Annotated in this window: 25 protein-coding genes and 2 pseudogenes; 9 read left to right on the forward strand and 18 right to left on the reverse strand. The window is 70.5% G+C overall.

From position 1 onward, the window contains the following. Positions 1-333 precede the first annotated feature (333 nt). Positions 334-1,506 carry a monooxygenase gene (locus Pflav_RS13885; RefSeq protein ID WP_173036541.1) on the reverse strand — a complete coding sequence of 391 codons (1,173 nt, stop codon included), beginning with the start codon at positions 1,504-1,506 and terminating at the stop codon, positions 334-336. 107 nt (positions 1,507-1,613) lie between these two features. Here Pflav_RS13885 and Pflav_RS13890 point away from each other — a divergent pair, with 107 nt between their 5' ends. Continuing rightward, the gene (locus Pflav_RS13890) at positions 1,614-2,231 is read left to right on the forward strand and encodes a TetR/AcrR family transcriptional regulator (protein WP_173036542.1); all 618 of its coding nucleotides are present in this window, start codon (positions 1,614-1,616) and stop codon (positions 2,229-2,231) included. A gap of 1 nt (position 2,232) precedes the next feature. Here the strand turns inward: Pflav_RS13890 and Pflav_RS13895 are convergent, their stop codons facing one another. Next, positions 2,233-3,786: a multicopper oxidase family protein gene (locus tag Pflav_RS13895; RefSeq protein ID WP_173036543.1), complete on the reverse strand. Its 1,554-nt coding sequence runs from the start codon at positions 3,784-3,786 to the stop codon at positions 2,233-2,235. Next, on the reverse strand, positions 3,783-4,157 hold the full coding sequence (locus tag Pflav_RS13900) for a hypothetical protein (protein ID WP_173036544.1): 375 nt from the start codon (positions 4,155-4,157) through the stop codon (positions 3,783-3,785). The genes Pflav_RS13895 and Pflav_RS13900 overlap by 4 nt, the downstream gene beginning before the upstream one ends. Before the next feature lie 176 nt (positions 4,158-4,333). Between Pflav_RS13900 and Pflav_RS13905 the strand changes: the two genes are divergently transcribed. Continuing rightward, positions 4,334-4,723 carry a RidA family protein gene (locus tag Pflav_RS13905; RefSeq protein WP_173036545.1) on the forward strand — a complete coding sequence of 130 codons (390 nt, stop codon included), beginning with the start codon at positions 4,334-4,336 and terminating at the stop codon, positions 4,721-4,723. Positions 4,724-4,791: 68 nt separating this feature from the next. Here the strand turns inward: Pflav_RS13905 and Pflav_RS13910 are convergent, their stop codons facing one another. From Pflav_RS13910 to Pflav_RS13935, 6 genes and pseudogenes are all read right to left on the reverse strand, one after another. Further along, a complete protein-coding gene (locus tag Pflav_RS13910; protein WP_232071382.1) occupies positions 4,792-6,183 on the reverse strand; it encodes a PepSY-associated TM helix domain-containing protein in 1,392 nt (463 codons plus the stop codon). Between the two features lie 718 nt (positions 6,184-6,901). Further along, a complete protein-coding gene (locus Pflav_RS13915; RefSeq protein ID WP_173036546.1) occupies positions 6,902-7,162 on the reverse strand; it encodes a hypothetical protein in 261 nt (86 codons plus the stop codon). A 123-nt stretch (positions 7,163-7,285) separates the two neighbouring features. Next, positions 7,286-7,456: a hypothetical protein gene (locus Pflav_RS13920; protein WP_173036547.1), complete on the reverse strand. Its 171-nt coding sequence runs from the start codon at positions 7,454-7,456 to the stop codon at positions 7,286-7,288. Positions 7,457-7,912: 456 nt separating this feature from the next. After that, a pseudogene (locus tag Pflav_RS13925) lies at positions 7,913-8,928 on the reverse strand (sensor histidine kinase). A 1-nt stretch (position 8,929) separates the two neighbouring features. Next, positions 8,930-9,619 carry a response regulator transcription factor gene (locus Pflav_RS13930; protein WP_173036548.1) on the reverse strand — a complete coding sequence of 230 codons (690 nt, stop codon included), beginning with the start codon at positions 9,617-9,619 and terminating at the stop codon, positions 8,930-8,932. A 134-nt stretch (positions 9,620-9,753) separates the two neighbouring features. Beyond that, a complete protein-coding gene (locus tag Pflav_RS13935; protein WP_173036549.1) occupies positions 9,754-10,497 on the reverse strand; it encodes an MIP/aquaporin family protein in 744 nt (247 codons plus the stop codon). A 269-nt stretch (positions 10,498-10,766) separates the two neighbouring features. On the opposite strand from Pflav_RS13935, the gene Pflav_RS47380 reads away from it, so the two are divergent. The 3 genes from Pflav_RS47380 to Pflav_RS45465 are packed head-to-tail and all read left to right on the forward strand — an operon-like array spanning position 10,767 to position 12,897. Further along, positions 10,767-11,951: an APC family permease gene (locus tag Pflav_RS47380; protein WP_269474499.1), complete on the forward strand. Its 1,185-nt coding sequence runs from the start codon at positions 10,767-10,769 to the stop codon at positions 11,949-11,951. Further along, entirely contained in the window at positions 11,948-12,706 is a 759-nt protein-coding gene (locus tag Pflav_RS47385; RefSeq protein ID WP_269474500.1) for an APC family permease, read from the forward strand. Before Pflav_RS47380 ends, Pflav_RS47385 begins: the two co-directional genes overlap by 4 nt. Then, positions 12,673-12,897, forward strand: coding sequence for a hypothetical protein (locus Pflav_RS45465; protein ID WP_232071384.1), 225 nt, complete (start codon positions 12,673-12,675; stop codon positions 12,895-12,897). The genes Pflav_RS47385 and Pflav_RS45465 overlap by 34 nt, the downstream gene beginning before the upstream one ends. Positions 12,898-12,909: 12 nt before the next feature. Here the strand turns inward: Pflav_RS45465 and Pflav_RS13945 are convergent, their stop codons facing one another. The 3 genes from Pflav_RS13945 to Pflav_RS13955 form a co-directional block, all read right to left on the reverse strand. Further along, positions 12,910-13,641, reverse strand: coding sequence for a hypothetical protein (locus Pflav_RS13945; protein ID WP_173036550.1), 732 nt, complete (start codon positions 13,639-13,641; stop codon positions 12,910-12,912). Positions 13,642-13,741: 100 nt separating this feature from the next. After that, complete coding sequence (locus Pflav_RS13950; RefSeq protein WP_173036551.1) at positions 13,742-13,951, reverse strand: hypothetical protein; 210 nt, start codon at positions 13,949-13,951, stop codon at positions 13,742-13,744. Continuing rightward, the gene (locus Pflav_RS13955) at positions 13,948-14,952 is read right to left on the reverse strand and encodes a DUF1996 domain-containing protein (protein WP_173036552.1); all 1,005 of its coding nucleotides are present in this window, start codon (positions 14,950-14,952) and stop codon (positions 13,948-13,950) included. The genes Pflav_RS13950 and Pflav_RS13955 overlap by 4 nt, the downstream gene beginning before the upstream one ends. Positions 14,953-15,155: 203 nt before the next feature. On the opposite strand from Pflav_RS13955, the gene Pflav_RS13960 reads away from it, so the two are divergent. The 3 genes from Pflav_RS13960 to Pflav_RS13970 all read left to right on the forward strand — a co-directional run bounded on the left by Pflav_RS13960 (position 15,156) and on the right by Pflav_RS13970 (position 18,066). After that, on the forward strand, positions 15,156-15,533 hold the full coding sequence (locus tag Pflav_RS13960; protein ID WP_173036553.1) for an SWIM zinc finger family protein: 378 nt from the start codon (positions 15,156-15,158) through the stop codon (positions 15,531-15,533). A 978-nt stretch (positions 15,534-16,511) separates the two neighbouring features. Next, on the forward strand, positions 16,512-17,510 hold the full coding sequence (locus tag Pflav_RS13965) for an ArsR/SmtB family transcription factor (RefSeq protein WP_197938451.1): 999 nt from the start codon (positions 16,512-16,514) through the stop codon (positions 17,508-17,510). Between the two features lie 97 nt (positions 17,511-17,607). Beyond that, on the forward strand, positions 17,608-18,066 hold the full coding sequence (locus tag Pflav_RS13970) for a hypothetical protein (RefSeq protein WP_173036555.1): 459 nt from the start codon (positions 17,608-17,610) through the stop codon (positions 18,064-18,066). A gap of 73 nt (positions 18,067-18,139) precedes the next feature. Here Pflav_RS13970 and Pflav_RS13975 read toward each other — a convergent pair whose 3' ends face one another. The 6 genes and pseudogenes from Pflav_RS13975 to Pflav_RS13995 all read right to left on the reverse strand — a co-directional run bounded on the left by Pflav_RS13975 (position 18,140) and on the right by Pflav_RS13995 (position 24,791). After that, entirely contained in the window at positions 18,140-19,933 is a 1,794-nt protein-coding gene (locus tag Pflav_RS13975) for a discoidin domain-containing protein (RefSeq protein WP_173036556.1), read from the reverse strand. Continuing rightward, a complete protein-coding gene (locus Pflav_RS13980) occupies positions 19,933-20,895 on the reverse strand; it encodes a substrate-binding domain-containing protein (protein WP_173036557.1) in 963 nt (320 codons plus the stop codon). Before Pflav_RS13980 ends, Pflav_RS13975 begins: the two co-directional genes overlap by 1 nt. Then, a complete protein-coding gene (locus tag Pflav_RS13985; protein WP_173036558.1) occupies positions 20,892-21,911 on the reverse strand; it encodes an ABC transporter permease in 1,020 nt (339 codons plus the stop codon). Before Pflav_RS13985 ends, Pflav_RS13980 begins: the two co-directional genes overlap by 4 nt. Beyond that, the gene (locus tag Pflav_RS13990) at positions 21,908-22,957 is read right to left on the reverse strand and encodes a sugar ABC transporter ATP-binding protein (RefSeq protein ID WP_415624382.1); all 1,050 of its coding nucleotides are present in this window, start codon (positions 22,955-22,957) and stop codon (positions 21,908-21,910) included. The genes Pflav_RS13985 and Pflav_RS13990 overlap by 4 nt, the downstream gene beginning before the upstream one ends. Further along, positions 22,955-23,319: pseudogene (locus Pflav_RS48690) on the reverse strand (ATP-binding cassette domain-containing protein); the annotation flags it as partial. The pseudogene Pflav_RS48690 and the gene Pflav_RS13990, both read right to left, overlap by 3 nt. Before the next feature lie 71 nt (positions 23,320-23,390). Beyond that, entirely contained in the window at positions 23,391-24,791 is a 1,401-nt protein-coding gene (locus Pflav_RS13995; RefSeq protein ID WP_173036559.1) for an aldehyde dehydrogenase family protein, read from the reverse strand. Between the two features lie 197 nt (positions 24,792-24,988). On the opposite strand from Pflav_RS13995, the gene Pflav_RS14000 reads away from it, so the two are divergent. Further along, positions 24,989-26,077 (forward strand): enolase C-terminal domain-like protein, encoded by a 1,089-nt coding sequence (locus Pflav_RS14000; RefSeq protein WP_232071385.1) that lies wholly within the window; start codon positions 24,989-24,991, stop codon positions 26,075-26,077. Positions 26,078-26,084: the final 7 nt, after the last annotated feature.

Genomic DNA, 26,084 nt, shown 5'->3' on the forward strand with positions numbered 1-26,084 from the left:
GATCACCAGATCCCGGCGCGAGGACAGCGGGCTCGTCGGGCTTTGGGGAGACTTGTTGCTGCCAGAGCAACCACAGGTTTCCCCAAACGCAGCCGCCGCGTGCTGCGGGCTTCGGGCCGCGGCCTCACCGCCGGGCGTGCGGGGCGGCGGTTTGGGTTGTCTAGCGCGGAGGGTGAGGCCGCGGGAGCAGCGGTCTGGACCACCGCGGAGGTCGCGGTAGCTCAAGTCTCTGTCGGGGAACCGCAAAGGGCGATCGCGAAGGGACCGTGCCTTCCGCACCTCGGCCTACGCCCGCGGCGGCGTCGGTGGACGTGGCCGCCGGGGCTGGGTGGGTCAGGCTTCGGGGGCGAAGATCATGATGCCCAGGCACATCTCGTCGCTGGTGCCTTCGCCCCACACGACGTAGCGCGACGGGAGGGTGCGCAGCTGCGGGAGTTGCTGGCGCAAGGTGGCGTCGTGGGTGCAGGTGACGCGGACCGTGTCTTCCCTGTGGACGGTGACGGGTTTGGGCAGGGTGACGAGCGCCTGGTTGTCGAAGTTGTAGCGCGGCACGTCGAGTACCGTCCGGGCCTGCGGCGTGTCGGGGTTGATCTCGACCTTGATCGAGCGCCCCAGCATGTGCATGTGGCCGCCGGCCAGGTGGATGGTGCCGGGCCGGGTGATCGGCTGGTCGCAGTGCTGGGTGCTGCCGGGTGCCGGCGTGCCGCCGTCGCACCTCTGGCTGAGCCACCGCGCCATCCCCGCGGACTGGCCGCCGAAACGACGCCCGACGTCGGCGATCGCGGCCTCGCGGTCGCAGAGCGGATCGGTGGCGCCGGGTTCGCAGGGCAGTTCGACGGGCGCCATCGCCAGGGTGGTCTCCAAGCCGGTCAGTGGCGCGCCGCCGTCCGCGAGGCGCATTTCGATGCCGGACTGGTCCGCGGCCGGCCGCCCGTCCGCGACGCCGAGCAGGTTGTAGTGGATCTGCATGACCAGCTTGCTGCCCGGTGGCATGCGGAAGCCGAAACCGTCCGGCATCAGCGTCTCGCCAGTGCCCGGCGCCCAGCTCGCCACCCAGGCGGTCTGGCCCGGCACGCCGCTGTCGCCGAAACAGGTCCAGCCCTGGCCGGGCGAACTCGCGTCGACCTGCTTGGCGTCGTCGGCCTGTTCGGCGCTGAGCCGATAGAAGATCGCGTGGTGCAGGAGGTTGGCGTTCTGCGGCAGGAAGCGGCTACCGGTCAGGTAGGCGGCCTCGGTCAGTCCCGGGTCGACGAGGAAGCAGCGGTAGTCGTCGGTACCGCCGTTCGGCGGCGACGGGGTGTAGGGCTCGGGAAGTGCCAGGTCGACGGTCCGCTCGCCAGCGCGTAGCGGCGCGGCCGGTGCCGCCGAGGTCGTGGGGTGCGAGCCGTGCGGGCCCGCACTGGCGGCGTCCGGGATGCCGGTGGGTGGCGGCGCCGGGTCGGAAGCACACGCCGTGACGATCAGCACCGCGAGGAGTGTCGTCGCGGCGGTACGCGGAAACCTCATCACACCTCCCATACCCCGACATCAGAACATGACTCGTTGTGAAGTGGCTGAGAACGGGCCCCTCCGGTGCGGGGTTGGCCGGCGGGCGGGTGTGTTTCGATGAGCTGGTGCCTGATCGCCGACCTGCCCTGGACCGTGACGTCATCGTGCGTACCGCGCTGGCGGTGATCGACCGCGACGGGGTGGCCGGGCTGACGATGCGGAAGTTCGGCGCGGAACTCGGCGTGGACCCGATGGCGGTGTACTACTACCTGCCGGACAAGGGCGCCCTCTTCGACGCGGTGGTCGAGGCGGTGCACGACGAGGTCGGCGAGCTGCTGGTCGAGGAAGGGGCGACGTGGCAGTCGCTCGTGTGGGAGACGTTCCAGCGCACCCGGCGCGTGCTGCTGCGACATCCGCACACGATCCCGCTGGTGGGGACGCGGCCGGTGCTGTCGCCGAGGATGCTGGCGCGAGCCGACCGGCTGATCGCCGCGCTGGTGGAGGTCGGCCTCACCGCCGCGACGGCGTTGAACATCGTCGCCTGCGCCCGCTCGTACACCGTCGGATATCTGCTCGTGGAGGCCGGCGTGCCGGCGGGGCCGCCGGTGGGCGCGGGCGTGGCCGACGCGGACGTGATGGTGGCCTACCCGTCACTGGCGGCGGGCATGGCACAGGGGTACGACCCGGACCGCCAGTTTGGCATGGGCCTACGCGCCCTCCTGGACGGCTTTCCCGCCGGATAGCCTAGGCGACCCGCATGGTGCCCATCATCATCATGTCTTCGTGTTCGAGGTTGTGGCAGTGGAACACGTAGCGGCCCGGATAGTCCTGAAACGGGATGATGATCTCGGCGGGCTCGCCGGGTAGCAGGTCGATGGTGTCTTTCCAGCCGTGGTCGCTCCGGCGCGGTCCGCTGGTGCCGCGGGAGAGCACCTGGAAGTGGCTCAGGTGCAGATGGATCGGGTGGTGCAGATCGCCGACGAGCTGCCAGATCTCCGTGGTGCCGAGCTTGGGGTCGGCGTGGACCCGGTCGGGCTGGAACGGCTCGCCGTTGACGAGCCAGCGATGCGCGCCGCCGGTGTCCCGCGACTGGAAGACCATGCGGCGGGTGCGGACCGCGTCGGTGTGGCGCAGCGTCGAGTGGTCGCCGGAGAGGCGATCGGGTACGCGGGTGCCGTCCTCGACCTTGTCGCCGACCTCGAACCGCATGACGTGTGCGGTGTTGCCGGTGCCGAAGTCGTTGGTGAGGACGACGTTCTGCCCGGGTCTCCACCGTCCGAAGTCGACGATCACGTCCATCCGTTCGGCCGGTGCGAGGTCGACGCTGTCGTGCCTGATCGGCGACGGGAGCAGCCCGCCGTCCGAGCCGATCTGGACGAACGCCCGGTCGTCGGGCGGGGGCGGGTCGAGGCGGAGCCGGTAGCGCCGGGCGTTGGAGCCGTTGAGCAGGCGCAGGCGGTAGCGGGCGCCGTCCACTGTGGTCGTCGGCCACGGGAGGCCGTTGACCAGGATTGTGTCGCCGAGCACGCCGGCCTGGTACGGCGGGCGCACGCCAGGGTTGTCGAGCAGGTCGTCGGTGTTGCTGGGGTAGAGCAGTGTGCCGTCGTGGTCGAACGCGCGGTCGGCGATCATCAGCGGCAGGTCGCGGGCGCCTCGGGGCAGCGGGAGTGCCTGCTCCTCCTCGTCGGTCACCAGGTGGAAGCCGGCCAGGCCGCGCCACACCGCCGGGCCGGTGAAATCCATGCGATGGTCGTGGTACCAGAGCGTCGCGGCGGGCTGGTTCATCGGGTACACGTACTCGCGCCGCCCCACGGCGGTCCGGCCGCCGTTGTGTCCACTATGGTCGGCCATCGGCTCCGGCAGCAGCAGGTCCGTCGGGTACCCGTCGTGCTCGGCCGGCGTGTGACCGCCGTGCAGGTGCACCACGGTCGGCACCGGCAGCGCGTTGCGGTGGGTCACCACGACCGGCCGGCCGCGACGGCTCCGCAGGGTCGGGCCGGGAAAGATGCCCTCGTACCCCCAGATGGGCGTCGAGACCCCGCCGAGGATGTCGACCTGCCCGGGTCGCTGAGTGATCTCGAATCTGTCCACATCGGACCCTACTGGCACCGGTCGCAGCTCGGGCGGCACCGTCAGCCGCCGCGTGAACGGTGCCGGCAACGGCCGCCGGCTCTCCAGCAGCGTGCCGGTCGACGAGGAGCCACCAATGCCTCGGACGAAGGGGATGGCCAGCCCGAACGCACCAGCGGCCGCACCCACCCCCGCCAACACGCGGCGCCGGGTCACGTGCCCGCTCATCCGTCTGCCTTCGGCGAGGCCCGCCACGCCCAGATCGCCACACCCGTCGCCGCCATCACGATCGCCACCCCCAATGGGATGTGTACGGTGAGGATCCGCGCGAAGCCGAGCTGGTTCTGCACCGTGGTCATCCCGAGCAGGCCAGCCGCGAACACCACCGGCCACCACGCGCGCCGCCCCCACAGCGGGATGGGCAGGGCCACGGCGATGCCGAGGATCAGCAGCATGTCGATGATCGCGGCGTTGTTCTGGTGGCCCAGCAGTGACGAATACGTGCCGGACAAGAACTGCCCAGCGAGGATCGACTGGAGGTAGCTCAGCCCAGCGACAAGCGTCGCGATGGCCCGGTACGGCCAGAGGAACCAGCCCACGTCCCGCCGCTTCCGCCTGACAGCGGCCGCCTGCCCAGTCAAAATGCGCCCCCGAGTGTCCCGTCCGTCCCTTTCTACAACGTAGAACGGCACCCCGAACGGCCGCAACCCCCTCGCGTTGCGCGCTCGCTCGGGTAACCGCTATAACTGGTTTCACCATCAGAGGAGGCAACGACATGGGCGTAAGGCACATCAACCCCGAGGGACTGCACCGCAGCCCCGCCTTCAGCCAGGCCGTCGTGGTCGAGCAGCCGGCGAAGACGATCTACATCGGCGGGCAGAACGGCGTCGACGCGGACGGCAAGGTCGTCGGTCCCACGGTCGGGGAGCAGGCGACGCAGGCGTTTCGAAACCTCGCGACCATCCTGGAAAGCGAGGGCGCGAGCCTGGCGAACATCGTGCACTGGACCATCGCCGTGGTCGACGGCCACGCCTTCGACGAGGGTGTGGCCGCCTTCCAGCAGGTGTGGAACCCGGCCGACCCGCCGCCGGCCATCACGGTCCACGTGGTGGCCGGCCTTGGCCCGGGGTTCCTCGTCGAGATCGACGCGGTCGCCGTCGTGTGACGCGACTCCCTCTCAGACGCCCGGCCGCTTGGCGCGCCAGCGGCCCACACCACCGAGGGCCAGGTCGATCAGCAGGAACGCGGCCAGGGTGACGCCGAGTAGTGGCAGCGCCCAGCCCACCGCCACCGCGACAAGCAGCACGGCCACCGCGACCAACGGGTGGGTTTCGCGCCACGCGCCGCGGGCTGGTGGCGCGCCCACCGGCGCGGAGCGGTCGGCGCGGGTGGGGCGGCGCTGCCACCACATCCGGTACCCCACACGATCACGCACAGCAGCCCGATCGCGAGGGCGGCGAGCAGGAGCTGGTTGACGATCCCGAAGAGGAATCCCATGTGGAACGCGACGCCCAGCTTGGACAGCTGAGCCAGCACCGGCCAGTCGGCGAACCTGGAGTGCGCGACCACCGTGCCGGTCGCCGGGTCGACGGCGGCGCGGTCCCAGCCGTACGGCCAGGCGGGATCGTCCTCGACCACGGTCCACGCCGTGCCTGGCTCGGCCGGCGGGCTCACCTCGACCTTCCCGTCCACCCCGGCCTCGCGGGCGATCAGCGTCACCCGGTCCACATCGGACACGTCGAAGTCGGCGGCCCCGCTCGCGCCGCCCTCGTGGTGGCCGCCGCCGTCGCTGGTGCCGCCACCCGTGCTCCCGCCCGGGAGCGCGGTGTCCAAAGTGGGTCTGTGCGAGTCGAACCCCTCCTGGAGGATGTCGAAGTTGCCGCCCGCGTACCGCGACCAGGTCAGCCCGGTCGCGGAGAGCGCGAGCAGCCCGATCGCCAGCCAGACACCGGTCGCCGCGTGCCACGAGCGGGTACGGCGTACGCCCACGTTCGCGGCGAGGTCGGGCAGGACGGTACGGCGGAGCTTGTCCCGGCCGGTCCACTGTCGACGCAGCCACAGGAACAGTCCACCCAGGACGACAAGCCACAGCCAGCTCGCCGCCAGCTCGGAGTAGTGCCGACCGACGACGCCGAGGTGCAGGTTGCGGTGCAGATCGTCCAGCCACGTCTGGAGCGGCGTCTCCCCGAACCACGTCGTCAGCGTGCCGCGCACCTCGTTCGTGTACGGGTCGACGTAGACGGTGTGCTGCTTCTCCCCCAGCTCGGGCAGGTTGAAGACGACCTTGGTGGTGTCGGTCGCCGTCACCGGCGGGATCACGGAGGCGAAGTCGCCCTCCGGGTGGGCGCCACGAGCGGCGGTCACCTGCTCGGCGAGCGGGCGGGCCGGTGCGGCCCCGACATCGACGCGCAGCTCGTCGGCATAGACGAGACCGTCCAACTGCGGACTGAACACGAATGCCAGCCCGGTCAGCGCCGCCACCACCAGAAACGGCGCGACAAGGACGCCGGCGTAGAAGTGCAGCCGCAGCACCAGCGGCCCGATCGACCTACGCCGCGCCGTCGGCTTTGGTCGGGGCGGATCGGCGACCGCGGGCGGCGTCTCGGAGTTCGTGATGGTCGACAAGGGAGGGCCTCCAGGGGAAAGGGTCCGCAGGGGACAGCGAAATAGTCGGCCGCCACCGCGATTTGGTTCCCCGGATGCTCCATCGATGTCTCTGCATTTTTCTGGGCACGGCTCGGGAACTTCTCGGCCCTCTCGTACGACTACTTCGCGGGAGGCGTGTGTTACCGATGTCTTACGTGGTCCCGTTTGGTAGTGACGGCGTTGTCGCCCGCTGGGTGGAATTGGCACCATCGCCGATCTGCCAAGGAAGGGCATCACGCATGGATTCCACCCGCTCAGACATCCGTAGACCGGGTCGCCGGACCGCGAGCCTGGTCACGGCGGTCCTCACGCTGGGCGCGACCCTGTTCCTGCCCGCGCCGGCCACCGCCGCCGTGTCACCGCCGCACGCGCCGGTGGGCCCATTTCTGCGGTCCTCCGGCCTGACGTCCCCGCAGCCCTGCTCCAGTGGCAGCCGGGTGTCGAGGAGTCTGACGCCGATCCTCGGGGTCAGCAAGGGCACTCCCGCCTACAACGCTGACCGCCCCAACCTCGCGGCGACCTTCGAGGTGGCATCGCTGGGACAGTCGTTGGTCAGCGCCACCGTTGCCTTCGACGCGTCGCTGGCCACCTATCAGGTTCCCGCAGGTGTCCTCGGCGAGGGCACCTACCAATTCCGGGTGCGGGCAGTGGACGGTGGCACGGTCTCGGAGTGGCTGCCGTGGTGCACGTTCACCGTTCAGACGGTGAACGTGCCGGCGCCGCGCGTACCCACCAGCCTTCGGGTCTCCGCCGATCCGTATGCCGGCTTCCAGTTCTGCGGCACGACGAGTGTCCCGGTCATCTCCAGCGAGGGCGGGCCGACGTTCGCGGCGAGTCCGGGTACGTACATCTCGAACCCGAACCTGGTCGGCAGGTTCGAAATCGCCCGTCCGGGCCGGGAGTCCCTGATCCAGGTCGGAAACCTGTACGGGGTCGGCGTTCCGGCCCAGTCGTTCACGCCGGGACGTATCAGTTCCGGGTCCGGGCCGAGGACGGGAACGCGGTATCGGCCTGGTCGCCGTGGTGTGACTTCGTCGCACAGTAGACATCGGTTCCGGTGTGTTGGCGCGGAGGCGGGCGGTCAGCCAGTGCGCCGCTTGCCCGTCTTCGCGTCGCCGGCATTTCGCTTAGCGCGACGAGCGGTCTCGCGCTGCTTGGAGGCCCCGAGCGTCACCTGCTCCCCCGCGGGCACCTTGCCTTGTTCGCGGGCGTCCCGCGCACGCTGGCGGCGCTGGATGTTGTCGCCTTCCATCTCCTTCGCTCCCATACCGCTGGGTGCCCACGCGCCGCCGCCTCAACCCTCACGTTCTTGAGACAAGGTATTTGCCCCGGTCCGCGCCAGTCGCAGGCCGTATGCTCCCGCGGGCATCGCGCAGGTCGGCGGCTCGCTAGCGCTCGCCGAGATCCCCGACCTCCGCTGCCGGGTCCGCGCTTCCAAGCCCAACCCCGACGGCCAGCGCCCTCCGGGCACGTGCCTGCCGTTGGACGGACCCTCCGCCCAACCGCCGAGCCAGGCCAAAGGCTGGCCGGAACGCGGACCCGGCAGCGAAGGCCGCAGTCGGCCGACCACGACCCAGGGGTGAGCTTGCCCAACCGCGAAGGGCAAGGCCGCGGGAGCAACGGTCCGGACCACGACGAACATCGCGGTAGCTCAATATCCTTGGGTTTGGATCTTTGTCCGCGACAAAGACACCCACCGCACTCCAGACTAGGGGGCGGCGGGGAGGTGGACGACGAAGCGGCAGCCGTTGGGGATGTTGTGCGCGTCGACGCGGCCACCGTGCGCTTCGACGAGTCCGCGCACGATCGCCAGCCCGAGCCCGCCGACCGCGCCGTCGATGCCGCGCGGGGTCCGGGCGCGCTCGCCGCGGAACGCGATGTCGAACACCCGCGGCAGGTCGGCCTCGGGGATCCCCCGCAGGTGTCGGCGACGGCCAGCCAGGCGCCGTCGGTGCCGCTGCCACCGCTGACCCATACCGTGCCGTCCTCCGGGGTGTACCGCACGGCGTTGAGGAGGAGGTTGGCCACCACGCGGGTCAGCTCCGGCTCGCTGGCCCGTACCGCGGGCCAGTCCGACTCCGTCGCGACCAGCTGGATCCGGCGCGCGTCGGCGATCGGGGCGGTGGCCGCGACCGCGTCGGAGACCACGTCGCCGAGCGGCACCGTGGACGGCGAGAGCCGCAGGGCGCCGGCGTTGATGCGGGATAGCTCGAAAAGGTCGTCGACGAGCTGGGTCATGCGGTCGGTCTCCACCCGGATTCGCCGGTGGTACTCGGCCACGCCGGCCGGATCGGATACCACCCGGTCCTCGAGGGCCTCCGCCATCGCCCGCAGTCCGGCCAGCGGGGTACGCAGGTCGTGCGAGACCCACGCGACGAGGTCGCGGCGCCCCTTCTCCAGGTGCCTCTCCCGCTCGCGGGCCTGTGCGGCCCAGACCGCGGTGGCGGCGAGCCGGCGCCCGAAGAGCCAGCCGACCGCGACGCTGACCGCCGCGCCGGCGGCCACGGTGATCAGCACCACCTGCATGTCGTGGGTGGACAGGAACATGGCTCGGGCGATGACCACGATGCCGGCTACCACGCTGCCGACGGTCACCGCGATGAGCACCCAGATGTGCGCCATGATGGTCTGGCCGCGCAGCAGCCGTAGCGCGGCCGCCCCGAGGCCGCCGACCGCGAGCGCGCCGACCAGCGCCGCGCCGAAGATCAACAGCAGGTCGCGCACGTCAACCCACCGGCTCGTACCGGTAGCCGACGCCCCACACGGTGACGATCCGCCTCGGCCTGGCCGGGTCGTCCTCGACCTTCTCCCGCAGCCGTCGCACGTGGACGGTCACTGTGGACTGATCGCCGATATGCCAGCCCCACACCCGCTCCAGCAGGTCCGCCCGGCGGAACGCCTGTCCGGGGTGGCGCATGAGGAAGGCGAGCAGGTCGAACTCCCGTACCGTCAAGGTGAGCTCGGCCTCGCGTAGCCGCGCGACGCGACGCACCTCGTCGACCACCAGGTCGCCGTCACGCAGTGGCGCGGCGGACGGTGCCGCGTCGGCGCCGGCCCGGCGCAGCACCGACTGTACGCGCAGCACAAGCTCGCGCGGCGAGAAGGGCTTCGTGACGTAGTCGTCCGCGCCGAGCTGGAGGCCGAGCACCCGATCGGCCTCCTCGCCGAGCGCGGTGAGCATGACGATCGGGACGCCGTCCGGGCGGGTGCGCAGCCGGCGGCAGACCTCGAGCCCGTCGATCCCCGGCAGCATCAGGTCGAGCACCACCAGGTCGGGCATCTCCCGGGCGACGACGGCCAGTGCGGCAGCGCCGTCCGCCGCCATGCTGACGTCGTAGCCGGCCCGCCGCAGGTACCGGCACACCACGTCGCTGACCGTGGGATCGTCGTCGACTACGAGTACCCGCTGCCCCATCGTCCACAGGCTAGCCCGCCCGGCGGCGGAAGATTATTTCGAAAGCCTTACGGTACGCGGCCCCGGACGGGCGTAGCCCCGCTCGCCAGGGGCGGGGCCACGCTGTTGGTTGGTGATCGTGGGGTGGGCGGCGGTCAGGCCGCCGCGGTGGCTGTGCCGCTGCCGCGACTGGCGGCCGGGCGGCTGGTCGGGGCGAGCAGCGGGCGCCCGGCGATGAGGACGTCGTAGACGAACACCGCGAGGATGCCACCGACCAGCGGACCGACGGCGTAGATCCACAGGTCGGCCCAGTGGGTGGTGCCGCCGCCGAACGCGAGCGACACCTCGACGCCGAACGTGCGGGCGAAGTTGGCCGAGGCGCCGGTGATCGGGGCCAGGGCCAGGATCGCCGTGCCGTACGCGAGGCCGACACCGAGCCCGGCCAGGCCGCGCTCCATCCGTTCCTCGGTGATCAGCGTGTAGTACGCGAGCACCACGAGGAACGCGGCGAGTGCCTCGACGACGAGCGCGACCACCACGGTCGCGCTGCCCGCCACGACGGTGCCGCCCAGGCCGGCGTCGACGCCGCCGCCACCGTAGGTGCCCCAGGCGAGCAGGCCGGCGAGGACGCCGCCGACCACTTGGGCGAGTACATAGCCCGGCACGTCGGTCCACGCGAACCGGCCACGGACGGCCAGGGCGATGGTGACGGTCGGGTTGACGTGTGCGCCGGAAACACCGGCGAAGATCCAGACAGCCAGCGCGAGCCCGAAAGCATAGGCCGCGGCAATGCCGATGGATCCTCCAGTCGCCGCGAGCGTGGCGGCGACACCGAAGTACACCAGGAGCAGGGTGCCCAGTGCCTCAGCTGACAGGCGCTGGACGAGGTTTGGACTCATTCTGGTCCACCTCCAAATAGGACGGAAGCGCCGTCGATAGATGGGATAGTTACAATCGTTACACGCTCCGTGAACTTTTAGGGGTACTGCGGGCATGAAAATATGACTCCCGCAGCCTCACCCTCCGCGGTCACCCAGCAGAACCGTGACATGCGGACAGACCGCCCAAAACGCGCTATTGGCACCAATGCGCCGGATCTCCACCGCCGGGCCCGCTGTTCCTGGGATCGTCGGTACGGCTGGCGGGTGTTGGGGGGTGGGAGCGGGCGTTGGGCGAGGAGCGGGACGATGCGGACCGGGATAAGCCGACCACATCCCTGAGCCCATCGGCGGAGTTCCCGCCCCTGTCGGCGCAGGACGTCGAGGCGCTGCGCCGGTTCGGTGAGCAGTGGCAGGTCGAGGCACCGGTACGGGCGCTTCCGGTCGATCCCGAGCTTCCCCCCTCCGGGCCGAGTGCCGCCCACATCCGGCGGCCGAACGAGCGGTTCCGGCCGGACCAACCTGGCGAGCTCACCGCGACGCCGGCGGCGGAGTGGCCAGACACGCGCCTGGGCCGGCTGACCGTCCGCGTGCGCCGGGTGTTGCTCGGACCACCCCTGACCACCAAGGCCGTGCTGCGGGAACGGTTGCGAAAGCTTGTCGCGCTGCCGGTCCTGTCGTCCGACCTGCTGTCGTCGGTGGCGTACGGACCGGAGGCGTTGCTGACCGTCCTGGTCCTGGCCGGGAGCGCGGCCCTGGGGCTGTCCCTGCCGATGGCCGCCGTGCTGGTGGTGTTGATGTTGGCGGTCGGCGCCTCGTACCGGCAGACCGTGCGCGCCTACCCGCACGGCGCCGGCTCCTACCTCGTGGCCAGCGACAGCATCGGGCCGCGGGCCGGGGTGACTGCGGCGGTGGGACTCATCCTCGACTACGTACTGACCGTGGCCGTGTCGGTGTCGGCGGGAATCGCCGCGATCACGTCGGCGATGCCGGCGCTGGCCCCGCTGACCGTACCGCTGTCGTTACTGATCGTCGCCGTCCTGCTCACCGGCAACCTGCGTGGGATCCGCGCCGCGGGAAACATCTTCGCCGCCCCCACCTACCTCTTCCTGGGCGCGATCGGGGCGACGATCGTTGTCGGGCTCGCGCAGGCCGGAGCGCGCGGTTTCACCGTGGTCCAGCCGCCACATGTGCCCCCGACCGAGGCGCTCGGCGTGCTGCTCGTCGCCCGCGCCTTCGCCTCCGGCGCCACCTCGATGACCGGCATCGAGGCGGTGTCGAATGCCGTACCGGCCCTGCGGCCCACCGAGTGGCGCAACGCCCGCACGGTGCTCACCTGGATGGTCAGCTTCCTGGTACTCCTGTTCGCGGGCCTGATCTTGCTGATCTACCTCAACGGCCTGGTCCCCCGACCCGGCGAGACCATGCTGTCCCAGCTCGCACACCACACGTTCCCCACGGACCGTGGTATGTGATCATCCAGGCCACCACCGCGCTGATCCTGCTGCTGGCCGCGAACACCGCGTACAACGGTCTGCCCAGGCTGCTGTTCTACATGGCCCGCGACGCCTATGTCCCCCGCCGATTCCTTCAAATGGGTGACCGGCTGGCCCTCACCAACGGGCTTGTCGCCCTCTCCGTCGCCGCCGCAGTGATCCTCATCGTGTCGCGAGGGCGGACCCAGGCCCTGATCCCGCTCTACGCGGTCGGTGTCTTCCTAGCGTTCACGCTCTCGCAGATCGGCATGGTGAACCACTGGCGGCGGCACCGTAAGCCGGGGTGGCGGCGCAGTGCCGCGATAAACACGGTCGGCGCGACACTCTCGGCAATCGTGCTGGTCTCCGCCGCGGTCACCAAGTTCATCGCGGGCGCCTGGGTGGTGGTCATCGCCGTCCCGGCGCTCGTGTTCCTGTGCATACGGATACGACGGCACTACGACCGGGTACGGCAGGCGCTGTCCCTGCGCCCCGACGAAGGTGAGAAGGAGTTGACCCAAGAACTCGTCCCCAACAAGTACGCCACCTGCTCGTCGTCCCGGTCGCCCGGTTCGACGAGGCGAGCCTGCGTGCCCTGGCGTACGTGGTGTCCCTTGGCAAGCCATCACTCGCCATACACGTCAGCCCTGAAGACCAGGAAGCGGACCGGCTCCGCGACGAGTGGACCGCGTGGGGCGACCACATCCGGCTGGAAACCGTGGTGTCGCCGCACCGCGAGATCCTCGAACCCCTGACGCAGTACATCGCCCAGCTGCACGACAGGAGCCCGGACGTCACCCTCACGGTGGTCATCCCCGAGGTGTTCGCGGACACGCTCTGGCAGAAGATCCTGCACGCGCCGATCGAAAAACGCCTTCGCAAAGCCCTGCGTCGCATACCCGGCGTCGTCGTCACCAGCATGCCGATTCACCTGCGCAAAGCCTAGGTGTACCCGCGCTCAGACCTTGAACTGGACGATGCGGCGCGGCGGGAGCCCGGCCGCGGCGCGCGCCCGGCGGGTCCGCCACACCGCGAACGGCCAGAGGATCAGCGCGAGCGGGAGCGCCAGCGCCGTCCACCACGGCAGCCTCGCCACGGCGAGGAACCAGTCGCCACCCGCGTACTCACTGGTCACCGCCGTATCACCGATGGCGAACGCCTCGACCGGCTTGTCGGTCAGCACGGTGCCGGTCGCGCTGCGCCCCAGCGCGGTCAGCTCGCTGTAGCTCGCGTAGAGCGTGCCCCGGACGGTGGCGCCGTCGACCTTCCAGCTGGCGTCCTCGCAGGTGGTGGAGCCGTTCCCGGACCTGACCGACCGCTGCACGCACTCGCTCGGCAACGTGACCGTGACGGGCGTGCCGTGAGCCTCGGTGTACGCCGCGCTGTAGCGCTGGGTGACCGCGACGATCCCCACCGCCCCGAGCGCGACGAGCACACCGACGGCGAGCCAGATGACCAGCTCCCGCGCCGGGACGGCCCGGGCGCCGGAGGCTCGCGCGTGGGTACCGGCGAACAGCGCGGCGGGAAACACGAGCACCACGCCGAACGCCGTCGCGACGAGGCCGGCGACAGCGGTCGGCGCCATGAGCATGAGGCCGACACCGCCGAGGATCGCGAGACCCATGAGCACGAGCAGCACGACCGCGACAGCGGGCGCTGTGGCCCGGCCGACACTCTTAGTAGACGACATCCGTTCACCGATTCCCAGGCAGGGGTGCAAACGGCGAACAGCGTATCGATACGCAGAGTGGCGACCAACCCCTTTGCATGATCATGCAATGGGGTCTCCGCTACTTCTGGTAGCCGTAGTTGTCGCAGGTCCTGCGCTGGAAGACGCAGTTCTTGGTGCGCTTGTTCATGGTGGCGGCGTCCCACACGACGAAGGCGTCACCGTGCATCGACGACGCGCTCTTTCCCTCCTTGTCGGAGGAGAGGTAGTAGCCGGCCGGGGTTCCCTTCACTCCGTACTGGATGTCGAAGGTGATCGCCGGGATCTTCACCGGGTGGCTGCGCGGGCAGGCCTCCCCGAGCCGTACGACACGTGGTCCTTGTGGTTGGGGCTGTCCAGGTGCTTGCCGTCCCAGCAGTCCGGAAACTGCATCATGTAGTGCAGCGTGGCGTCCCCGCCGCAGATGGGCCAGTTGCCGTTGGTGCTGCGGGCGATGCCGTCGAGATCGCCGGGGCCGTAGAAGGCGCAGTAGAACTGCCCGCGCGCGCCGCGCGGTGTCGGCTGCTTCTTCTTGGCGTCGCCGCTGATCATGCGCAGGCCGTTGGGCATCGGCATCTGGCCGGCGGGGTTTTTCATCAGCGAGCGGTAGTAGACCCGGAAGCCCGTGGTCTCGACCGGCTTGCCGGTCCCGTTGTCGTAGAGGGTCGGCACCCAGTAGGCCGAGTGGTCCTGGACCGGCTTGCACGAGGTGGCCGTGAACTTCATCAGATCGCCGGCCACCGTGTCCGCGTCGACGGCCTTGTTGCCGACGAAGGAGTGCATGTGCGAGGCGCCCGGGAGGCCGGGGAAGACGATCGGGTCGTCCGGCCGCCGGTGGCTGTACTGGCAGTCCGCCCGGAACTCCGGGAGGTTGCCCACACCCGCCGGGACAGGGTCGATCTTCAACGCGTTGTACGCGTCCACCTGCGCCTTCCAGGCCGCGCGGTCGACGGGGAGCCACCCGGTCGGTGGGATCTTCGGCGCGGCAGCGGCCTGCGGCGTGGCGGAGGCCGACGGCGCCACGGTGGCGGCCGAGGCGGACGCGGTCGGCGGCGCGCTCGGCGACTCCCCCGGCGCGGCCGACGCCGACGTGTACGGGATGGCGTTGGCCGCCTTCGACGTTTCGGGCTCGGACCCGGTGCCGCCCAGGTACACCGCCGCGGCCCCGACGACGATCACGGCGGCGGCCGCACCCGCGATCACACCCCGCTTGCTCCGCGCGCCCCGCGCCGGCAGGTCCGGACGTGGCGGCGCCGGACTCGCCTCGGGTTCCGGAAACGAGATGTAGGACACGGGTCACTCCCCAACAAGCAAGACGCCACGAGTTGGCCTGACGGCCAGGGCCGCCGGAATGTTAGGCACTCCACGCCCGTACCTGATAGGTCTTTAAACCTCGCTTAAGCCATGCATTACGGCTTTCGCCGGCGCCCCCGACGTACGGCTCTCGTTGGCTGGGCCGGCATCGTCCGTTCGTGGTCGACCGGTAGGGTGCCCGGATGGCGGTCCGCATTGATGTCGAGGCGTTTCGTGAGTCCCTCCCACCTGCCGTGGCGCAGGCCGCCGAGCGGTTGCGGGAAGACGGCGGGCTCGGTGAGCTCGATCCGGTCGACGGCGGCGTGCGAGCGTCGTCCCTCACCCCGGACGGCGTGGTCCGGACCTGGGTAGGCATCGTCGACGGGGACTTCACCGGCAGGTGCACCTGCCCGGACGCGGGCGAAGACCTGTGCGCCCACGCGGCCGCGCTCGTGGTGGCCGCTGTCGCCGAAGGCATCCACCTCTCCGCGGACGCGACACCCCCGACGACGCGGACCGCGCCATCTTCGCGGAGGCGGTACGGCGGCTCACGCCCGAGCAACTGGCCCACCTGGTGGTGACAACCGCGTTGCGCGACGACCTCTTCGCCACCCAGCTGCTGAGCGAGGCGGGCCTGCTGGAGGACCCCACCGACCTCTAGTCTTGTCGCGGATAAAGATCCAAAATCAAGGACGTCGGGCTACCGCGATGTCCGTTGTGGTCCAGACCGTCGCTCCCGCGGCCTCACCCTTCGCTGTTGGGCAAGCTCACCCCAGGCGTCGTGGTCGGCCGACCGCGACCTTCGCTGCCGGGTCCGCGCTCCGGCCAGCCTTGACCTAGCTCGGCGGTTGGGCGGGTTCCATCCAAAGGGGCGCTCGGTTTTGCCTTGATCGACGCTACGACGGGCCGCCGTCTGGCAGATCGTGGTACCGAGCGGCCCCTCCGGGGGCAGTTGGGTACCACGATCTTTCGCGTACGCCCAGCCCGACCGCGCCGATCAAGGAAGCGGGTCCGCCCTGGCAGCAACAAAGTCTTCCCAAAGCCCGACGAGCCACTTCCGCAGAGCTCTGGTGATCGTTCGCCCAGAATCCGCGGGGTCGTCGGCGTGTCGTGTAGGTATCGGGCGAACGATCGCCAGAGAGATCCCCACCGGCGCGCGACACCAGGCGCACAACCCACCCGCAGTGCCGTCCCGTCGGCCCTCGACCCGCTTGCTCCTTGGAGCAGGCCAACGCCTGGGGCGCCACCACCCACAAACCCGGAACAATGGCACGGACGCTGGCGCCCCGGGCGTTGGCCTGCTCAGCTCTTGACGGGTCGAGGGCCGACGGGACGGCACTCCCCATCCCGGAGGCCGGAGATCCCCGCCGGAGGCAAAGAAGGGGTAACCGCAACCCCGAGGCCCACAGAGCGACCCACCACCTTGATGCCGAAAGATCTCCAGACCGGCCGGGGCGCTTCCGGCCGAGTGTCTTCTTTGGGATACAAGTGGACGATCGCTGTGCCCTTCGTCAATGATGGGACGCGCCGAAAGCATCTGTATTCACGGGGGAATCGTGGTGCTTCGACTGCATCTCACGACGGACGACCTTGCCCAAATTCGGGTAGCCACCGCGCCCGATCCCATGTGGGAGATCCTGCTCAGCCTGCACATGCTCCGAAGCCGCGCCGCATCGGTGACCTTCGGGGCGTGGCGCCGGGCGATGCGTGGCCGGCTGGCCGGCGCGGAGCGGGCGCGCATCGAGCCGCTGGTGCCGCTGGCGCCACCGGTCGGCTACTCGCCGGACTTCCTGACGCCGTCGCCGGGCGCGGCCGGTGCGGCGGACGGCATCGAGCGGGTCCTCGCGACGCCTCGGCGGCACCTGCGCGCCGATCTGACCCGGCTCGCGGCGCAGCGCCGCCTGCCCGGCTGGACCAGCGGGTTGGCCCGCGGTGACCCGCCGACCCTGCGCCGGCTCGGCGACGCGATGACCGTGTACCACCGAGTGGCGCTGACGCCGCACTGGGAGCAGATCCACGCCCGGTTCGACGCCGACCGGGCGCTGCGCGGGCGGCTGCTGCTCGACGGCGGCATCGACCGCCTGTTGAACAGCCTCAACCCGGCCATCCGGTGGCGCCCGCCGGTGCTGGAGATGCGGCACTACCGCGCCGACCGCGACGTCACGCTGGGCGGGCGCCCGCTGCTGCTGGTGCCGTCGTTCTTCTGCTGGGAGCACCCGATCAGCCTCTTCGACTGGGGCCGCGCGCCGATGCTCGTGTACCCGATCAGCCACGACGTGAGCTGGTTCGACTCCACCAAGCGCGGCGACCCGGAGCGCCGGCTCAGCGCCCTGCTCGGGCACAGTCGCGCCGCCGTGCTCGACGCGATCGCCGCCGGGGTCACCACCACCGAGCTGGCCCGCCGGGTCGGCATCTCGCAGGCCGGTGCCAGCCAGCACGCCACCGCGCTGCGCGACGCCGGCCTGGTGGTGACGGCACGGCTGGGCAAGGCCGTACAGCACACGCTCACGCCGCTCGGTGCGGCGCTCCTCAATGGTCCAAACAGGACGGTGGCCTGATTTCAGCGTGACGTGAAAGGAGTGGCTGGCTCCCGTACCGCGGGCGGAGGGTGACATGCACAAGCGCACCACAAAGCACCGTTCAGAAAGGACGGCAATGTCACTCCTCCGTCGTCTCGCCATCCTCGGCGCCGCCCTCACCGCGGCGGCCGTGGCCGTACTGGCCAATGCCGCGCCCGCCCAAGCCGCCGACGCGTACCCGTGCGGTCCGCAGTGGTGGCACTCGGGTCAGGGCGTGTACGTGCAGACGTGCCCGGACTGGTCGCCGGACAACTGGATCCCGGTCTACGAGTACAACAACGCCAGCTCGCGCCAGGTGGGCTCGATCTACGCTCCCGGCGACGACTGGTACGTCTGCGACTACCCGGGTGCGTCGCTGACCCGGCACGGCGCCACCAACAACTGGTGGGCGCTGACCGTCGCCGACAACGGTGCGGCCGGCTGGGTCAACGAGATCTACTTCCGCGGTGGCGGCAACAACGAGCCCGACGCCGCGCTGGTGGTCTGCCCGTTCTTCGCCTCCGGCAAGACCCTGCTGGGCGCGTCGGTCAGCTAAGCGAGGGCACTGAAAAGGTCCACCCCGGCCGCCTCGTGGCGCGGCCGGGGTGGGTCCACCTACCCTTGCGGGGTCAGCTGGCGTACGCCTCCAGCTCGAAGATCCGGGCCGCGCGGTCGCTGTCGCTCGTCGGGGTTATCACGTTCACGCGGATATATCGGGCGCTCACCGGGCTTATCGTGTGGGTCGTCGTGTCGGCGGTGTTGCCGCGCGCGGTCACCACCGTCGACCAGATGTTGCCGTCCTGGCTGACCTGGATGTCGTAGTCCCGGGTGTTCCAGGTGGCCTTCTCACCGCCGGCTCCGGAGTGCCGCAGCACGAACCGGCCGACCGTCTGGGCCGACTGGAGGTCGACGCGCAGCCACTTGCTGGCGCCGAGCGAGCACCACTTGTCCGAGTTGCCGCCGGTCCAGCTGCCGTTCACCGCCTTGGCCGGGGCCTCCGCCGCCGCGCACTGGCTGTCCGCGGTGGCGGGCCGGTTCAACGCCAGGTTGGTGCCGCCGGAGGTGGACGGGACGTACAGGCGCACGTCGGTCAGGCTCGCGCTGCCCTCGTACACGTTGGTGTAGAGGTCGCCGATGACGAACCAGTCCGGGTACGAGGAGCCGGCCGGCCACTGGTTGGGCCACGTGGTGCTGCCGTTGTAGTCGTTCTGCACCAGGTTGCCGTTGAAGCGGCCGTCGTACTCACTGGGCTTGACGTTGTAGTGCCAGATCGGCGCGTTGCCCACCACGAACGGGCGGTGGAAGCGGATCGTCTTCTGCCCCACGCGGGCGAAGTTGCCGGTCGCCTCCAGCACGTAGCCGGTGGCGTCCCGCTCGATCGCGAACGTGTAGAACGTGTTCGGCATCAGCTCGGGCTGGAGCTCGGCCGCCGAGGAGAGCTGCTGCTCGGCCACGCCACCGGAGCAGTTGGTCATGAACCACTGCGAGTTGCCCGCCAGGCCGCCACGGCCCGGGTTCCAGTTGGGCATGCCGCTGATCCACATGTTGACGGTGTTGAAGTTGCCGTCGCGGTAGTTGTAGTACGTGTTCGTGTTGGAGTTGCAGACGCGGCCGCCGGTACCGGTGCCGACGCGGTCGGGGTGCTGGGAGAACGAGTCCATCAGCACCTTGCGGCGGTAGTGCCAGAAGTGGTTGTTGCGCGGGGCGGGGTTGGCAAAGTCCACGATGGACATGAAGTGGAAGCCGTTGTAGCCGTAGTTTCCCCGGCGCACGTCCTGCCACTCGCAGTACGGCGCGGACGCCTCGCCGCTCCACCCTGGACTGTCCGAGCCCTCGCCCCACGGGTGCTGGGTCTTGCATCCTGTGGTGGAGTAGCCGTTGGTCCGCCCGTTGTAGTCGATGGTGCCGTTGCGCTTGCCGCCGAAGTCGAGCGTCTTCAGCTTGTACTCGACGCGGTAGTAGTCGGGCAGCTTCTGGGTCGGCCGCAGGATCACGCCGCCGGTGTGGTCGGGCACGTTCATCTTCGCGACGAACTCACTGCCCAGCGCCTCCCGGCTCAGCGAGGGAGGCGACTCGATGACGCCGTCCTTGTTCCAGTCGCGGGCCGAGAGCGAGGCGGTCAGCCACCCGTTCTGGCCGATCTGAAACTCCTTGCGGTACGTGTGGAACGAGTCGAACGCGGTCTGCCAGGCCGGCCCGTAGTCGTTGCGGTACCACTGCCCGTTGTCGTCCATGATGGTGTCGAACGGCTGCGCGTACGTCTCCCGCACCCACGGTGTGGTCGTCGGCAGCGCGTTGGCGAAGTTCTCGTTGTAGAGCAGCGTCCACCCAGGACGGACGGGATCGTCGGCCAGAGCGGGGGCGGCGGGCGGCACGACGGCACCCGCGAGCACGAGCACCATAACCGCGAGGGCCCGCTTCATCAGAAGGCCCCGTTCGGGTCGAAGTACTGGGACGCGTTCTCCTTCGTGACCTTCGGCGACGGCACGACGGTGTCCTTCTCCACCTGCTTGCCGTCGAGGATCTCCACCGCCCGGTCGAGGCCCATGCTGCCGATCTGGTCGGCGTCGTTGAGGCCGGTGACGGCGAAGTTGGTGCCGTCCATGATGGCCTTGAGCGCCTCGTTCTGGCCGTCCACGCCGGCGATGATGATCTGCTTCGCCTTGCCCGCGTCGGCGATCGCCCGCTGCGCTCCCAGGCACATCGCGTCGTTCTCGCAGAAGACCGCGGCGAGGTCGGGGTTGGTGGCAAGCAGGCTCTCCATGACGGTCAGCCCGCCGTCGGAGCCCCAGTTGCCGAAGTCGGGCGCCTCGACGAGCGTGATGCCGGGCTTGCCTTGCAGGACGCCCTTCACGCCGTTGGTGCGCGCGAGGCCGATGCTGTTGTCGGCCGGGCCGCCCTTGATGATGCCGACCTTGCCGCCGTTCGGCAGCTTCTCCGCGAGGAACTCGCCGTCCTGCCGGCCGATAGCCTCGTTGTCGGGGCCGATCCAGCTCGTGTACTCGCCGGTGGCGAACTTGCGGTCGACGAGCACGGCCGGCTTGCCCGCCGCCTTGATGGCGTTGAGCACGGCCGGCGCGGACTCCAGTGGGCCGCCGGAGATGATGACCGCGTCGACGTTCTTGCTGAGCAGGTCCTCGACGTTCGCCGCCAGCTTCGCGGCGTCACCGTTCGCGTCGGTGCTGATGATGTCGACGTTGCCCTTCTTCGCGGCCTGGGCCGCGATGGCCTTGTCCATGCCGCTGAAGTAGGGCCCGCTCAGCATGAAGTTGGCGACGCCGATGGTGTAGCGGCCGTCTGAGGCGGGTTCGTCGGAGGAGCAGGCGCCGCTGAATGCGAGCGCGCCTACGAGAAGCACCGCGCCGAGCCATTTGCGTGGTGTCATGTCAGGGTTCTCCCGGGGAGTCGTGTGCGCTGGACGAGAATCACGGCGATGATGATCAATCCCTTGAGGACCTGCTGCCAGAAGCTCTGCACGCCGTAGAGGTTGAGCAGGTTGTTGATCACCACCAGGACCAGGACGCCGCCGAGGGTCGCCTTCGCCGACCCGCGTCCACCGGCGAGGCTCGCCCCGCCGATCACGCATGCGGCGATCGCGTCGAGCTCGAACGCCACCCCCACGCTCGGCTGGGCGATGCCCACCCGGCTGGCGAGGATGACGCCGGCGAGCCCGGCACAACCGCCGCTGATGGTGTAGGCGAGGATCACGTACCGCCGAACGTTGATCCCCGCCAGCCGCACCGTCTCGGCGTTGCCGCCGATGGCGATGATCGAGCGGCCGGCCGGGGTGCGACCGAGGAACACCCCGCCGGCCAGGAACACGGCCAGCATGATGAGCGTGCTGACCGGGATGGGTCCGAGCAGCGCCGAGCCCAGCCGGAAGAAGGCCGGGTCCTCGGGCGCGATCGGGACCTCGGAGTAGACGAACGCCAGGCCGCGGATCGTGGTGAGCGCGGCCAGCGTCACCACGAACGGCGCCAGCCCGAAGCGGGCCACCAGCGTGCCGTTGATCAGTCCAAAGAGGATGCCGCTGGCGACGCCGACCGCCATCGCGACCGGGATCGGCAGCCCCGAGACGAGGCCGGCCGTGACGATGCCGGCGAACGCGACCACCGAGCCCACCGACAGGTCGATCCCGCCGGTCAGGATCACCACCAGCATGCCGAACGCCAGCAGCCCCGTCGTGACCATCTGCTTGAGCAGGTTGGTCAGGTTGGTCTGGGTGAAGAACGTGTCCGACGTCAAGGCCGCGACAAGAAGCAAAATCCCCACCAGGCCGACGAAGACGGCCTCCGCGGTGAGGTCACGGCCGCGGATCATCAGGCGAGGCATCCGGTACGCGCGGCGGGGCGCGGCGTCCACGGACTTCGACTCGGCCGTCGGGGTGAGCTGGTCTGTCATGCCGCTTGTCCGATCGAGTACGCGAGCACCTCGTCCTCGGTGGTGCGGTCCGGGTCGAGCTCGCCGGTGATCCGGCCCTGGTTCATCACCAGCACGCGGTCGCTGGCGCCGAGCACCTCGGTGAGGTCGGAGGAGATGAGCAGTACGGCCAGGCCGGTACGGGCCAGGTCGTCGACGATCCGGTACAGGTCGACGCGGGTGGCCATGTCGACGCCGCGGGTGGGCTCGTCGAGGATCAGCACCGTCGGCTCGCGCAGCAGCCACTTGGCGAGCACGGCCTTCTGCTGGTTGCCGCCGCTGAGCGTGGCGACCGGCATGCCCGCGCAGTGCGGCGGCTGGATGCGCAGCCGCTCGATCATGCCGGTGACCGCGCGCCGCCGCCGGCCGGTGTCGATCAGGCCGGCGCGGGTGGTGGTGTGCATGGTGGTGAGCGCGATGTTGTCCCGCACCGACATCCCGGGGACGAGGCCGGTCCGCTTGCGGTCCTCGGTGACGAGCGCCATCCCGGCGGCGACCGCCCGCTTCGGATCGCGGAAGCGCACCGGGCGGCCGTCCAGCCGGACCTCCCCCTCGGCCGGCTGGGTCGCGCCGAACAAACACTGGGCGAGCTCGCTGCGCCCCGAGCCGACCAGCCCGAAGAGGCCCACGATCTCCCCGGCGTGCAGGGTGAGCGACACCTCGCGGAACTCCCCCGCCCGGCTGAGCCCGCTCACCTCCAGCCGGGCCGCGCCACGGCCGGGCCGGCGGTCCGGGTAGATCTGCTCCAGCCGGCGGCCGGCCATCAGCCGGATCAGCTCGTCCTCGCTCGTCCGGTCCGGCTCGGTGACCGCCGCGACCTTGCCATCCTTGACCACGACGATCGAGGTGGCCAGGTCGAGCACCTCGGCGAGCCGGTGCGAGACGTAGATGACCAGCGTCCCGCGCGCGGCCAGGTCACGGACCAGCGCGTACAGGCGGTCGAGGTCGCTGCCGGCCAGGACCGCGGACGGCTCGTCCAGGATCAGCACCGTCGGCTCGCTGACCAGCGCCTTGGCGATCTCGACCATCTGCTGGCGGGCGACGGTGAGCCGGCCGGCGGGGGTACGCGGGTCGATCGCGTCGAACCCGATCCGCGCGAGCAGCTCGCGGGCCTGCCGGTGCGCGGCCGGCCAGTCGATCAGGCCGGCGCGGCGCGGGAAGTCGCCGAGCAGCAGGTTTTCCGTCACGGACAGCTCGGGCACCAGGCTCAGCTCCTGGTACACGGTGCGGATGCCGTACGCATGGGCGTCGTGCGGCGAGCGCAGCTCCACAGTGGACCCGTCGATGCGCAGCTCCCCGCGTCCATGGACTCGGCGCCGGAGAGGATGCGGATGAGCGTCGACTTGCCCGCGCCGTTCGCCCCCACAACGGCGAGCACCTCGCCCGACCGTCCAATGAGGTCGACGCCGTGCAGCACCTCCACGCCGCCGAACGCCTTGCGGACGCCGCGCAGCTCGAGAGTCATGCGAACGCGTCCATCACGATGATGGTCTTCTGCTTGGTGAGGTCCAGGACGGTGTCGTGCAGCCCCTCGCGGTAGCCGCCGGTGTCCTTGGTGCCGCCGAAGGGGAGGTTCTCCGCGCGCAGGGCGGTCGAGCCGTTGACGACCACGCCGCCCACGTCGAGCTGCTTGGCCAGCGTGAACGCCCGCGACACGTCCCGAGTGAAGACGGCCGCCTGGAGCCCGTACGGCGACTCGTTCGCCATCCGTACCGCCTCGGCCGGGTCGGCGAAGCGGGCCACCGGCGCGACCGGCCCGAAGATCTCCTCGGCGAACGCGGGGCTCTGTGCCGGCACGTCGACAAGTACCACCGGGTCGACGAACGCGTCCCGCCGCCCGCCGCCGGCCACCATGCGCGCGCCGTCGTCCACAAGCCGGCCGACCGCCGCCGCCACCCGCTCGGCGGCCTCGGTCGCGATCAGCGGGCCGACATCGGTGGACTCCAGCAGCTGGTCGCCGACGCTCAGCTTCGCGGTCTGGTCCACGAGGGACGCCACGAACGCGTCGTGCACGCCGTCCTGCACGTACACCCGCTTGACCGCGCAGCAGATCTGGCCGTTGCCGCGGGCCAGCCGGCCGAGCACCACGGCCTGCGCGGCGGCGTCGACGTCGGCGTCGTCGCAGACGATGAGCGCGTCGTTGCCACCCAGCTCCAGCAGCACCTTCTTGAGCGTGTCGGCGCCCCGGCGGGCGATCTCGCGGCCCGCGGCGGTGCTGCCGGTGAGGCTGACCGCGGCGATGCCGGGCAGCTCGGCGAGGAGCTGGGAGACCTCGACGCCGCCGGGTACGAGCTGGTGGGCACCGGCCGGCGCGCCCGCCTCCTCGACGATCGCGGCGATCCGCACGAGCGCGAGCGGGCAGCGGGCCGGTGGCTGTACCAGCACCGCGTTGCCGGCGGCGAGCGCGGCGGCGGCCTTGTGCGCGTACAGCTCGACGGGGTAGTTGAACGGGACGAGCGCGGCCACCACGCCCAGCGGCTCCCGCACGGTCACCGCGAGGTGCCGCTCCAGCCCCGGTACCGCGTCGAGCGGCACCTGCCGTCCGAAGATGCGGGTCGCCTCCGCCGCGTACCCCCGAAAGATCCTGATGGCCGCGTCGACCTCGCCGCGGGTCTGGAGGATGGGCTTGCCGTTCTCCGAAGCGAGCAGCCGCGCGAGGTTGTCCCGCTCCGCCTCGACGAGCGCGGCGATGCGGGTGAGCAGCGCGGACCGTTCGTGGGCGGGCAGCGCGCCCATCTCGCGCTGCCCACCCGCCGCGGCCTCGACTGCGGCGGCTACCCGCGCGGCGTCGAAGGCCTCGATCTCGCCCAGCACCTCCCCGGTGCCGGGGTTACGCACGGTGATGGTCGGCTCGGCAGGCATGGAAACTCCTCGGGCGTATGGGGGCGGCGGCGCGGCAGCTCGATCCATTTCGATGCGCATATTCGGGTACCGGCGATGTTGCGCCGCGCAAAACGTTTTGTCAATACATCCGATGTCTGGTGGGAAACCCGTAACACGTTGAGCGGGGATCGACGTTTCGCCGCGGTACGCGCGGGTAGCCGCTTCCGGTGACCTGCGTGGCGGCGTTGGAGGCCGAGGCATACAAGGTGCCCACCGAGCGGCCCGAGGCGGATGGCACCCAGACCTGGGCCTCCACGACCGCGGTCGTCGTTACCGTGACCGGGGATGGCGGGACCGGACTCGGTTGGACGTACGCCCCGGCCGCCGCGGCCGACGTGGTCCGCGACCTGCTCGCGCCGGCGGTGACCGGCACCGACCCGATGGACGTGCCGGGTGCGTACCGGGCGATGCGCCGCGCGGCCCGCAACGCCCTCGTCCCCGGCCTGGTCACCGCGGCCATCTCGGCGGTCGACGTGGCGCTGTGGGACCTGAAGGCGATCCTGCTCGGCACGCCGCTGGCGGCCCTGCTCGGCCGGGTCCGGCCAGCCGTACCGCTGTACGGGTCGGGTGGCTTCACCACCTACGACGACGAGACGCTCTACCGGCAGCTGAACGGCTGGGTGTTCGACGACGGCATCCCCAGGGTGAAGATCAAGATCGGCGAGTCGTGGGGGCACGCCGCGGATCGGGACCTGGCCCGGATGCGGATCGCGCGCGAAACCGTCGGCACGAACGCCGAGCTGTACGTCGACGCCAACGGCGGGTACACGGCCAAGCAGGCCATCCGCGTGCTGCGCGCGGCCGAGGACCTCGACGTGCGGTGGTTCGAGGAGCCGGTCTCCTCCGACGATCTCGCCGGCCTGGCGCAGGTGCGGGCCGAGGTGACCGCGGACGTGGCGGCCGGCGAGTACGGCACCGACCCGGTGTACTTCCGCCGGATGTGCGCGGCCGGCGCGGTGGACTGCCTCCAGGTGGACCTGACCCGGTCCGGCGGTTACACCGGCTTCATGTACGCCGCGGCGGTGGCGGACGCGTACAACCTCCAGGTCAGTACGCACACCGCACCGCAGCTGCACGCGCCGGTCGCGGCCGCCATCCCCAACGCCCGGCACATCGAGTGGTTCGCCGACCACGTACGCCTGGAGCGGATGCTCTTCGACGGGCTCGCCGACCCGGCCGGCGGCGATCTCGCCCCGCAGTACGAGCGCCCGGGGCACGGCCTCACGCTCCGCCGCGAAGACGCGGCACCGTACCGGACCGGCTGATGCGGCG

Source organism: Phytohabitans flavus (assembly GCF_011764545.1).
GTDB classification, from domain to species: domain Bacteria; phylum Actinomycetota; class Actinomycetes; order Mycobacteriales; family Micromonosporaceae; genus Phytohabitans; species Phytohabitans flavus.

Bases quoted from the DNA above. Each gene is read 5' to 3' on its own strand.
- Pflav_RS13905 (WP_173036545.1), top strand. From the start codon at position 4,334: ATGGGCGTAAGGCACATCAACCCCGAGGGACTGCACCGCAGCCCCGCC.
- Pflav_RS13930 (WP_173036548.1), bottom strand. From the start codon at position 9,619: ATGGGGCAGCGGGTACTCGTAGTCGACGACGATCCCACGGTCAGCGAC.
- Pflav_RS13995 (WP_173036559.1), bottom strand. From the start codon at position 24,791: ATGCCTGCCGAGCCGACCATCACCGTGCGTAACCCCGGCACCGGGGAG.
- Pflav_RS13960 (WP_173036553.1), top strand. From the start codon at position 15,156: ATGGCGGTCCGCATTGATGTCGAGGCGTTTCGTGAGTCCCTCCCACCT.
- Pflav_RS13975 (WP_173036556.1), bottom strand. From the start codon at position 19,933: ATGAAGCGGGCCCTCGCGGTTATGGTGCTCGTGCTCGCGGGTGCCGTC.
- Pflav_RS13980 (WP_173036557.1), bottom strand. From the start codon at position 20,895: ATGACACCACGCAAATGGCTCGGCGCGGTGCTTCTCGTAGGCGCGCTC.
- Pflav_RS13895 (WP_173036543.1), bottom strand. From the start codon at position 3,786: ATGAGCGGGCACGTGACCCGGCGCCGCGTGTTGGCGGGGGTGGGTGCG.
- Pflav_RS13945 (WP_173036550.1), bottom strand. From the start codon at position 13,641: ATGTCGTCTACTAAGAGTGTCGGCCGGGCCACAGCGCCCGCTGTCGCG.
- Pflav_RS13920 (WP_173036547.1), bottom strand. From the start codon at position 7,456: ATGGAAGGCGACAACATCCAGCGCCGCCAGCGTGCGCGGGACGCCCGC.
- Pflav_RS13935 (WP_173036549.1), bottom strand. From the start codon at position 10,497: ATGAGTCCAAACCTCGTCCAGCGCCTGTCAGCTGAGGCACTGGGCACC.
- Pflav_RS13985 (WP_173036558.1), bottom strand. From the start codon at position 21,911: ATGACAGACCAGCTCACCCCGACGGCCGAGTCGAAGTCCGTGGACGCC.
- Pflav_RS13885 (WP_173036541.1), bottom strand. From the start codon at position 1,506: ATGAGGTTTCCGCGTACCGCCGCGACGACACTCCTCGCGGTGCTGATC.
- Pflav_RS13990 (WP_415624382.1), bottom strand. From the start codon at position 22,957: ATGGTCGAGATCGCCAAGGCGCTGGTCAGCGAGCCGACGGTGCTGATC.
- Pflav_RS13970 (WP_173036555.1), top strand. From the start codon at position 17,608: ATGTCACTCCTCCGTCGTCTCGCCATCCTCGGCGCCGCCCTCACCGCG.